The 9304-nt window shown below is 65.7% G+C and carries 9 protein-coding genes; 5 read left to right on the top strand and 4 right to left on the bottom strand.

Annotated features, from left to right (window positions below):
• Nucleotides 1-68: 68 nt before the first annotated feature.
• Both AX735_RS19150 and AX735_RS19145 read right to left on the bottom strand, forming a co-directional pair.
• A complete protein-coding gene (locus AX735_RS19150) occupies nucleotides 69-317 on the bottom strand; it encodes a hypothetical protein (protein ID WP_231750179.1) in 249 nt (82 codons plus the stop codon).
• Nucleotides 318-355: 38 nt separating this feature from the next.
• Nucleotides 356-637: a hypothetical protein gene (locus AX735_RS19145; protein ID WP_066283584.1), complete on the bottom strand. Its 282-nt coding sequence runs from the start codon at nucleotides 635-637 to the stop codon at nucleotides 356-358.
• A 121-nt stretch (nucleotides 638-758) separates the two neighbouring features.
• Here AX735_RS19145 and AX735_RS19140 point away from each other — a divergent pair, with 121 nt between their 5' ends.
• From AX735_RS19140 to AX735_RS19130, 3 genes are read left to right on the top strand one after another with little or no spacing between them, the layout of a single operon-like run.
• Nucleotides 759-1688 carry an ABC transporter permease gene (locus AX735_RS19140; protein WP_066283580.1) on the top strand — a complete coding sequence of 310 codons (930 nt, stop codon included), beginning with the start codon at nucleotides 759-761 and terminating at the stop codon, nucleotides 1686-1688.
• Between the two features lie 10 nt (nucleotides 1689-1698).
• Entirely contained in the window at nucleotides 1699-2487 is a 789-nt protein-coding gene (locus tag AX735_RS19135) for an ABC transporter permease (protein WP_066283588.1), read from the top strand.
• The gene (locus AX735_RS19130; RefSeq protein WP_066283573.1) at nucleotides 2484-4028 is read left to right on the top strand and encodes an ABC transporter ATP-binding protein; all 1545 of its coding nucleotides are present in this window, start codon (nucleotides 2484-2486) and stop codon (nucleotides 4026-4028) included. The genes AX735_RS19135 and AX735_RS19130 overlap by 4 nt, the downstream gene beginning before the upstream one ends.
• Before the next feature lie 45 nt (nucleotides 4029-4073).
• Here AX735_RS19130 and AX735_RS19125 read toward each other — a convergent pair whose 3' ends face one another.
• Nucleotides 4074-6440 carry a TonB-dependent receptor gene (locus tag AX735_RS19125; RefSeq protein WP_066283567.1) on the bottom strand — a complete coding sequence of 789 codons (2367 nt, stop codon included), beginning with the start codon at nucleotides 6438-6440 and terminating at the stop codon, nucleotides 4074-4076.
• Between the two features lie 194 nt (nucleotides 6441-6634).
• Between AX735_RS19125 and AX735_RS19120 the strand changes: the two genes are divergently transcribed.
• Nucleotides 6635-7282, top strand: coding sequence for a TetR/AcrR family transcriptional regulator (locus tag AX735_RS19120; protein WP_066283564.1), 648 nt, complete (start codon nucleotides 6635-6637; stop codon nucleotides 7280-7282).
• A gap of 133 nt (nucleotides 7283-7415) precedes the next feature.
• Here AX735_RS19120 and AX735_RS19115 read toward each other — a convergent pair whose 3' ends face one another.
• A complete protein-coding gene (locus AX735_RS19115) occupies nucleotides 7416-8648 on the bottom strand; it encodes a UbiH/UbiF/VisC/COQ6 family ubiquinone biosynthesis hydroxylase (RefSeq protein WP_066283561.1) in 1233 nt (410 codons plus the stop codon).
• Between the two features lie 139 nt (nucleotides 8649-8787).
• Here AX735_RS19115 and AX735_RS19110 point away from each other — a divergent pair.
• A partial coding sequence (locus tag AX735_RS19110) for a DNA translocase FtsK 4TM domain-containing protein (protein WP_202189624.1) occupies nucleotides 8788-9304 on the top strand: 517 nt, incomplete at its 3' end.

The following is a 9304-nucleotide window of genomic DNA, read 5'->3' as shown; positions in this document are numbered from 1 at the left end:
CCAGCAGCACCTAAATCTCCACCGAAAATTACACCACGAGCGCGGACGCTAACCATTATCGCGCCCTATTAGCGCGCGAAGGCCACAATCTCGCATGGCTGGAACGCTGTCTGCGAGACAGCCGCAAACCAGTCCTGTCGAAAGCTAGCCAGGCCCGCCAGATGCGCCATCAACGCATCCCAGCCCGGCATCTCCTCGTGAAAGGTCCAGATCTGCCCGGAGGCCACCACCTCGCAGCAGATCAGGTCGGTCGTGATTTCGTCACGCTTGTAAAAGGTAACCCTTTCGACGCTGCCTAAAGGAATGTCAGTCAGCACATCCAAGGATGATCTGACTTTCACCTATTGTCGCTCTCTCATCCACGCACGCATGCGCTATTGTCCAACGTGAGCGAGATTCCGCGGACTGTCGCCTTGACGACATCACCGACCCGACAATCCAGTTCCAGCTTCTTGACAGACTTCTTGCCTGAAAGGCCCGTTTCATCCTGTGCCGTAACAACGAACCTGTCGTTGTTCAGTCGACTCTGCGATGACACGATACTGACGACCTTGGCGTCCACGGTTCTCTCAGGCAGCTGTGCACAAGCCAACATGTGCAACGCACCGGACAGCCCAAGAAGGTGGATGAAGCGCATGAGACACAGGCTGCCATTCTGCGTCGGTTGAGGCAATGGCATTTGGAATGTGCTGTGCGGAATGGAATGTCACCTATTTTCCGCATGACGCCGTGCGCCCTATCCGCCATGGTCTCAGGCGATGCGCGCCCTCGTCCTTCGGCGGTTGTTGACCGCGATCCCGACATTGCTGCTGGTGCTGCTCGCCTCGTTCGCGCTGATGCGCTTTGCCCCCGGCGGGCCGTTCGATGGCGAGCGGCCGCTGGCACCCGAGACGCGCGCGGCGCTGGAGGCGGCCTATGGCCTCAACCTGCCGATGGGCGAGCAGTTCGCGCTGTTCCTGCAGCGCACGCTTACCGGCGATTTCGGGCCGAGCCTGGTCTATCGCGACTTTACCGTCACCCAGCTGATCGCCGACAGCCTGCCGGTGTCGCTGACGTTGGGCGGACTCGCCATCCTGCTGGCGCTGGTGCTCGGGCTGGCAGCGGGGATGGTCGCGGCGCTGCGCCCCGGCGGCTGGGCGGACGAGACGCTGATGCTCGCCGCCACCATCGTCACCGCGCTGCCCAGCTTCGTCACCGGGCCGCTGCTCGCGCTGATCTTCGGGCTGTGGCTGGGACTGTTGCCGGTGGGCGGGCTGGGTGACGGGCTGCTGAGCGCGCCGCAATACTGGATCATGCCGGTGATCGCGCTGGCGCTTCCGGTGGCAGGTGCGATCGCCAAGCTGGCGCGCGCGGGGCTGGCGGCGGCGCTGGCGCAGGAGCATATCCGCACCGCGCGGGCGCGCGGGCTCGGCACCGGCGCGATCGTCCTCCGCCATGCGTTGCGGCCCGCGCTCGTCCCGGTGGTGAGCTATCTTGGCCCGGCGGCGGCGGGGCTACTGACCGGGGCGGTGGTGATCGAGACGGTGTTCGCATTGCCGGGCTTGGGCCGCTATTTCGTGCAGGGCGCGCTCAACCGCGATTATCCGCTGATCATGGCAGTGATCCTGCTCTATGCGGCGCTCATCATCGTGTTCAACCTTATCGCCGACCTCCTCTATGGCTGGCTCGACCCGCGGAGCCGTTCATGAGGTGCCGGGCATGAACCGCATCGCCCTGCCCGCCGCGATCGTCGCCTTGATCGCGCTCGCGGCGCTTGTGCTGCCGCTGCTGCTTCCCTGGAGCCACGATGCGATCGACTGGAACCATGTCCGCGCCGCGCCCGGCACGGCGGGGCACTGGCTGGGCACCGACGAGCTGGGGCGCGACCGGCTGGCGCGGCTGGCGGTGGCAACGCGGATCACGCTCGCCGTGGCGCTGGCGGCGGCTTTGGTGTCGATGCTGGTCGGCATCGGGTGGGGCATGATCGCGGGCTGGGCCGGGGGGCGCACCGACGAGCTGATGATGCGGATCGTCGATGCGCTCTATGCGCTGCCGTTCATGTTCATCGTCATCGTGCTGATGGTGGTGTTCGGCCGCTCGATCCTGTTGGTCTTCGTCGGCATCGGGCTGGTCGAATGGCTGACCATGGCGCGGATCGTGCGCGGCCAGGTGATGACGCTGCGCCACCGCCCGTTCGTGCTGGCGGCAGAAGCGAGCGGCGCGCCGGTGCGCGTGATCCTGGCGCGCCACATATTGCCCAATATCGCGGGGGTGGCGCTTGCCTATCTGACGCTCACCCTGCCCGGCATCATCATGATCGAGAGCTTCCTCTCGTTCCTGGGCCTCGGCGTGCAGGAGCCGCTGACCTCGCTCGGTATCCTGGTCAAGGAGGGCGCGGACGACATGGATGTCGCACCCATGGGGCTGCTGGTGCCCGGCGGGGTGATGGTGACGCTGCTCGTCTGCCTGACGCTGGTCGGTGAGCGCCTTAGGGACCGGTTCGCATGAGCCTGTACAGGCTGGACGCCATGGGTGTGACCATTGACGGGCGCGATCTGGTGCGCGGCGTGTCGCTCGAGATCGCGCCCGGCGAATGCGTTGCGCTGGCGGGTGCATCGGGATCGGGCAAGAGCCTGACCAGCCTGACCCCATTCGGGCTTTCCGCCGGGACGATCACCGGATCGGCGGTGCTGGAAGGGCAGGACCTGGCGGGGCTCGACGAGGCGGGTCTGCGCAGGGTGCGGCGCGCGTCGGTCGGCTTCGTGTTCCAGCAGCCGCTCACCGCGCTCACGCCTCACAGGACCGCCGCGCAGCACCTCACCGAAAGCGCAATGCAGGCGGGGGGAGCGCGTCCGGACCGGAACACGCTGGTCGCGATGCTGGACGCGGTCGGCCTGGCCGATCCGGCGATCAGGCTCAGGCGTTATCCGCACCAGCTTTCGGGCGGCGAGCGCCAGCGGCTGATGATCGCCTGCGCCATCGCGCATCGCCCGAAACTGCTGATCGCCGACGAGCCGGTGTCCGCGCTCGATGCGCATCTGCGTGCCGAGATCATGGCACTACTGACGCGGTTGCGGCGCGAGACCGGCATGGGGCTGCTGCTGGTCAGCCACGATCTCGCCTCGCTCGAACATCATGCCGACCGGGTACTGGTGATGCAGGGCGGCCAGGTGGTGGAGGCTGGCGCGGCGCAGGCCATCGCACGCGCGCCACAGCACGCTTACAGTCAGGCGCTTTGGGCGGCGACGCCCAGCCTGAAGGCCGCGCTACCCGTCGACCTGCATGTGCCGGGCGCGCCGCTGGTCGAGGCGCAAGACCTCACCGTGCGTTTTGCCGGGAATGGCCTTTTCACGCGGCCCGTGACCGCCGTCGATGCGGTGGACCTGACTGTGCATCAGGGCGAGGCGGTGGCGCTGATCGGCGGCTCGGGCTCGGGCAAATCGACCATCGGTCGCGCGGTCGCCGGGCTGGGGCCGGTGAGCGAAGGGGCGATCCTGTGGCGGGGCACGCCGCTGCCCGCGCGCCGCAGTCGCGAGCAGCGGCGGATGATCCAGCCGGTATTCCAGGACCCGGTTGCCAGCCTCGATCCGCGCTGGCGCGTGTCCGACATCATCGCCGAACCCTTGGTGCATCTGCGTCCCGACCTGACGAGTTGGGGCCGCGCCGGGCTGGTCAAGAAGGCGCTGCAGATGGTTGAGCTGGATGGCGCGCTAGCTGACCGGACACCGGCGGGGCTGTCGGGTGGCCAGGCGCAGCGCGTCGCCATCGCCCGCGCGCTGGTGGCCGAGCCCCAGATGCTGGTGCTCGACGAGGCGACCTCGGCGCTCGACCCGTTGGTGGCCGTGCAGATCGTCGCGCTGCTGAAGCGACTGCAGCGCGATCAGGGGATCGCGATGCTCGTCATCACGCACGATCTCGCGCTGGCGGCGCAATTCTGCCACCGCGCTGCCGTGCTCGAAGCGGGGCGGATCGTCGAACAGGGGCCGATGGCGCAGCTCATCGCCGAGCCTCAGGCCGCGATGACCATAAAGCTGGTGGCCGCAAGCTGACGCTTACGGCCACCTCCCCCTTTATGTCGAGCGAACCGGCGCGCTTCAGAACTTGACGGCGGCGGTCACGAACACCTGACGCGGATTGCCGTAGAACGCGGTCGCAACGCCTTCGGTACCCAGCGTGGGGATGAGATTGCCCGCCGCGTTGCGCGTCGGCGTGCCATCGGGCGCGGTCGCGAGGAACTGATAGCCCGACGTGATATACTGCTTGTCCAGAATGTTCTTGGCGTTGAGGCCGAAGCTGAACCGGTCCTCGTCGTCGCGCCAGATCAGCGAGGCATCCCAGAGCGCATAGCCGGGCTGATCGAGGAACGGGCTGGGCGTTTCGAACTGGAAGGTCTTGCTGCGATAGCTGACCGTGGTCGAAGCGGTGATGTTGCCCGAGAAGGCCGGGAAGACGCCCGAGAAGGTGCCCGACATCGTCCATTTCGGCGTGTTCTGGATACGACGCAGATTGGCGACGTCGATGTTGCGCGCATCGATGAAGCGCTTGTACTCGCCATCGATATAGCCGAGCGTCGCGTTGAAGCTCAGGAACGAGCCCGAGCCTGCGAATTCGCGCGCGAACACGGCATTGCCTTCGAACTCGATACCCTTGAACTCGGCCTTACCGGCGTTGGTGGTGACGCCGATAAAGGTGTCGTTGACGCCATCGCCGTTGGAATCGAAGCCGGCGGAACCAGGCACCTGGACATTGGTGTAATCGGCATAGAAACCGGTCAGCGCCAGGTTGATCGCATTGTCGGCAAAGCTGCCCTTCCAGCCCAGCTCATAGCTGTCGACCGTTTCGGGCTCGAAGCTCAGGAAGTCGAAGATTTCCTGCTGGCTGCGCACGCCATCGCGGTTGGTATCGGGCGCGGCGGTTGAAAGCCCGCGCGGGTCGAAGCCGCCGCCCTTGAAGCCCTGCGAATAGCCGGCGAAGAACAGATGGTCCTCGTTCGGCTTGTAGCTCAGCGAGGCGCGCGGGTTGAAATCGGTAAAGCGTGCCTCGCCGTTGAAGTTCGACGTGGTCGCCAGCACCACCGGCGTACCGCCGAACTCGGCAGAGCGGCCCAGCTTGGTCTGGCGCAGGATGGTCGAGTTGCGCTTGTCTACCGTGTAACGGCCGCCCAGCGACAGCGAGAGCTGATCGGTGAAATCATAGGTGAAATCGCCGAACACCGACCAGGTATCGGTGCGCACATCACCCGCGGTGAAGGCGTTGAGGTTGTTCAGCGTGGTGAACAGCAGCACGTCGAACGCGGTCGAGGCCTTGGCATCGAGATAATAGAATCCGACCAGACCCTTGAGGCGCTCGCCTTCGTACAGCAGCTGGAATTCCTGGCTGACCTGCTCGTTGCGATAGACTGCGGGCACATCGACATCGATCGCGGGCAGCGCGTCGAAATCGATCGGGGTGAAGCTGTCATCCTTGCGCCAGGCGCTGATCGAACGCAGCGTCAGATTGTCGGTGAGCTCGGCGGAGATGTTCATCGCGAGACCATAGGCCTCGATATCCTGCCGCGGATTGTTGAGGCCCGCGCGGGTGTCATAGACATCGTTCAGCACCGGCGTACCGCTGCGGATGCCGGGGATCAGGCGATGGCCGTTGCGCGGATCGGACTTGTCGCGGGTATAATCGCCCGAGATGCGGATCAGCACCGGCGCGCCATAACCGCCGATTTCCAGCGTGCCGCGCCCTGCCCAGACATCGCGGTTATAGTTTTCGAGCCCGCGGATGTTGAGATTGTCGCCGAAGCCGCCGCGCGACAGCCGCGCCAGCGTGCCGCCGACGCGGACGATATCGCCGAGCGGTGCGGACACGGTGACCACGCCTTCGGCCTGGTCATAGGTGCCATAGGTGCCGCGAAGCTTCAGGCTGAAATCCTGCGGCAGCATCTTGGTGACATATTTGACCGCACCGCCGATGGTGTTGCGGCCATAGAGCGTGCCCTGCGGTCCGCGCAGCACCTCGATCCGCTCGACCTCGTAGATGTCGAGCACCGCCGCCTGCGGGCGATTGAGATACACGTCGTCCAGATAGATGCCGACGCCCGCCTCGAAGCCGGGAACCGGGTCCTGCTGGCCCACGCCGCGGATGAAGGCGGTGAGCGTCGAGTTGGTGCCGCGCGAGTTTTCGAGCGTGGTGTTGGGCGTGATCTGCGAGATGTCAGTGATGTCGAGCGCGCCCTGGTTTTCCAGCCGCTCGGCGGAAAAAGCGCTGATCGCGATCGGAACGTCCTGCAGGTTTTCTGCCCGGCGACGGGCGGTAACGACGATCACGCTACCGTCATCGGCGGTGGTCGCTTCCTGTTCCTGCGCTTCCTGCGCGATCGCGACAGGAGCAAGTGCCGTAAGAGCTGCGGCGGCGACGCCCAGCGCGAGCGCAGTGCGCGTGGCGGCGAAACGGGTGAACCCGAAAACGGACATGAACTTCCTCCCTGCATCCTGACCTGTTCGCGGTGCACCGGTTCGTCTCACTGACCGGCCTTGCGCAGAACGTGTTTGTCCATTAGTGAAAGTTGAACCAGCTTTCAACTCTTATCGCATGAGGGGAGACAGCGAGGGCAAAATCGGCCAGATGTGTTGCGCGCACGCATCATGTCCGGCAGCGGGAGTGGATCATGGCGGCAAAACCATCGGCAGCGGAAGAACCGCCCGCAAACCCGGGCGCGGAAAACGCGCGCCCGGACAAGACGCCGCGCACGGCGCGTGGCCGCGCGACGCTGCGCAAGCTGCTCGATGCGGCAGCGATCGAATTTGGCGAGCGCGGTTTTCACGAAGCCTCGATCAGCGGCATCACCCGGCGCGCGGGCACCGCGCTGGGCAGCTTCTACACTTATTTCGATTCGAAGGACGAAATTTTCCGCGCGCTGGTGCAGGACATGTCCGCCCAGGTCGGCAAGCATGCCGCCGCCGCGATGCAGGAGGCGAGCGGCGCGCTCGACCGCGAACGCGCGGCGCTTAAGGGATTTCTCGAATTCGCCCGCGAGCACAAGGAAATCTACCGGATCATCGACGAGGCCGAATTCGTCGATTCCGAGAGCTATCGCGCGCATTATCAGGTGACCGCGACACGCATTCTCAGCCGCTTGCAGGCGGGCGCGGCAGCGGGCGAAATCCGCGGCGATGTCAGCGAGCTGCACGCCTGGGCAGTGATGGGAATGAACGTGTTCCTGGGCCTGCGCTACGGCATCTGGAACGAGGACATGACCCCGGACGCGATCGCCAGCGCCGCGAACGACTTCATCACGCGGGGGCTGAAACCCTAGTCAACTCACAGCTCACGTTCGTCACCCCCGCGAACGCGGGGGTTCCGCTTTCATGGCGAGCGACGAAAGCGAGAATCCCGCGTTCGCGGGAATGATGGGAAAGAGCTGACCTGGGCTCCCGAGGGCAAAGCTATCAATCGCTCGCCATCAGCAGCTCGGGCAGGTCGCCGCTGGTCCCCCGCGCCTCGTCGATGATGAGTCGCCGGATCAGCCCGGTACGCCCGACCAGCTGCATGCCGATGCGCCGCACCAGCGAGGGCGCCTTGCCCGGCAGGCCGTAGAGCCGGTTGAGCACATCGGTGGCAGAAGCCATCATCGCATTGTCGAGCATCCGCCATTGCTGATAGCGCTTGAGCTGCGCCAGATCGCCCGGATCGAGCCCCAGCCGCGCGCCCTCACCCAGTACATCGGCGAGCGCCGCGACATCGCGCAGCCCCAGGTTCAGCCCCTGTCCCGCGATCGGGTGGATGATGTGCGCGCTGTCGCCCACCAGTGCGATACGCGGCGCGACCATGTCGCTCGCCTGGCACAGCGTCAGCGGCCAGCTGCTGCGCGGGGCGATGGGCGTGATTGCCCCCAGAAACCCGCCGCTCGCCTCGGTCAGCGCCGCCCCGAAGGCGCGGTCGGACAGCGAGGTCCAGGCATCAGCCTTGCCCTCGGGCACCGTCCAGACGATCGAGGCCATCGCCCGCCCCTCATCATCATCGTTGAGCGGCAGGATGGCGAGCGGACCATCGGGATAGAAAATCTCGAACGCGGTGTTCTGATGCGATTTTTCCAGCGTCACGGCGGTAACAATGCCGCGTTGGCGATAGGACCATTGGCTGAGACCAATCCCGGCCAGATCGCGCGTCGGCGATACGCGCCCTTCCGCGCCGACCAGCAGCGATGTGGTGAACACGCGTCCATCGGCCAGCGTGATCTTCGCGCGGTGCGCATCGACCGCGCGATCAGTGACATCGGCCGCCATGATCAGGTCGATATCGGGATTGTTGCTCGCGGCCTGATAGAGCGCAGCGCGCAACAGGCTGTTGGGCAGCATCACGCCCATGCCGTCGACACCGGCATCGAAATCGAGCGAACCCCGGCGCAGGCCATCGCTCACCGCGATCCGGTCGATCGAACAGGCATCGCGCCACAGGCTGTCGGCCAGCCCGAGATTCTGCAGCATCTGCCAGCTGGTCGAAGCGAGCGCCGAGGCGCGGCCATCGAACGCGGTATCGGCCAGCGTCTCGGGGGTGATCCGGTCGATCACCCGGACGCTGAGACCATGCCGCGCGACCGCCAGCGCGAGCGAAATCCCCGCCGGTCCTGCGCCCATGATGAGGATGTCGCTGTGGTTGCCCAAGGTGATGCTGCCTGTCATGCTGGCCAATGTAGGCGGTCTGCAGACGACTGAACAGGGGCTAGCTGCGCGGAGTCCGTACCAAGTCCTTGCTTGACGCGGAGTCCATGGTCTGCGCAAAATGGGCGGCATTTACCATATTACCGGAGAATTCAAGGTTATGGCCAGCCGCGCCGCCACCAGAAACGCGCCCGACTGGCGCGACCTGATGCGTCAGAGTCTGATGCGCAGCGGCAGCCTGATCCTGGCGCTGGTGCTGTTCGCGCTCGTCGCCTTCACCACCATCGCGCTGCTGACCTATCACCAGACCGACCCCTCATTCAACACGGCCGCAGGCGGCGGCGTCGACAACTGGATGGGCGCAAGCGGCGCGTGGATCGCCGATTTCATGCTGTTCCTGGGCGGGCCGGCGAGCGCGCTGCTGCTGCCGATCACGGCGGTTCAGGCGCACCGGCTGTGGATCAACCAGCCGCTCGGCCACTGGCGCCGCTCGGTCATCGCGACGCTGCTCAGCATGCTGTTCCTGGCTATCGCGGCTGCGGTCCTGTTCGGTGAATCCGCGCCGCATTTCCCGGCTGGCCCAGGCGGCCTTTTTGGCATGATGGGCGCGCGGGGCATCCAGTTCCTTGCCGCCTTCCTGCCGCCTGCTGGCGCCTCCTGGGCGCTCTATGGCAGCG

The sequence above is a fragment of the Blastomonas sp. CCH1-A6 genome (genome assembly GCF_001556365.1).
In the GTDB taxonomy this organism is placed as follows: Bacteria; Pseudomonadota; Alphaproteobacteria; order Sphingomonadales; family Sphingomonadaceae; genus Blastomonas; species Blastomonas ursincola.
Note: the sequence above shows the minus strand (reverse complement) of the source record. Positions and strands in the feature narration are given on the sequence as shown.